General features: G+C 27.9%; 1 protein-coding gene. It reads right to left on the reverse strand.

Features of this window, described 5'->3' with window-relative positions:
- The coding region (locus tag ACQY5W_RS13450) for a VWA domain-containing protein (RefSeq protein ID WP_428025478.1) at positions 1-563 on the reverse strand (563 nt) is incomplete at both ends.

Consider the following 563-nt stretch of genomic DNA (forward strand, 5'->3'; position numbering starts at 1 on the left):
CTTGTGTTTAGACTAAGTTTTTTTATATTTTCATTAAGTTTTACCATTGCAATATTTCCATCTTTATCGTTTAGGTAGCCATCTTTTGTAGGTATTGGCGTTGGTTTATTTGTTGCAATTGTTATGATGTAAATATTTAGATTGTTTTTATTTGCATACTCTATCTCATCTTTATAGTCACTAGCATTACCTCCATCACTAAGTAGAAGTATATTTTTAGATTTATAGTTATTCAATAGTTTATTTGAAGCTTCAAGGGCAGAAAATATATTTGAACCATTACTAATGCTTAGGTTATAATCAAAGTTCTCTATTAAAAAATTTAATGAAACGAAATCATTTGTTAGTGGAGATAATATAAAAGATGATTCCCCAAAGATTATAATACCAACAGAGAGTTGCTTTGAAGACTTTATTAAATCAGATATTTTCTTTTTTGCCATTTTTAATCTGCTTGGATATACATCTTGTGCTAACATCGATTTTGATGCATCTATAGCAATAACAACAGGTATTAATTCTTGATTAACACTTTGTTCTTTTTCGTTTGTAACTGGCCTAGA

This window comes from Arcobacter sp. (assembly GCF_050300555.1).
Taxonomy (GTDB): domain Bacteria; phylum Campylobacterota; class Campylobacteria; order Campylobacterales; family Arcobacteraceae; genus Arcobacter.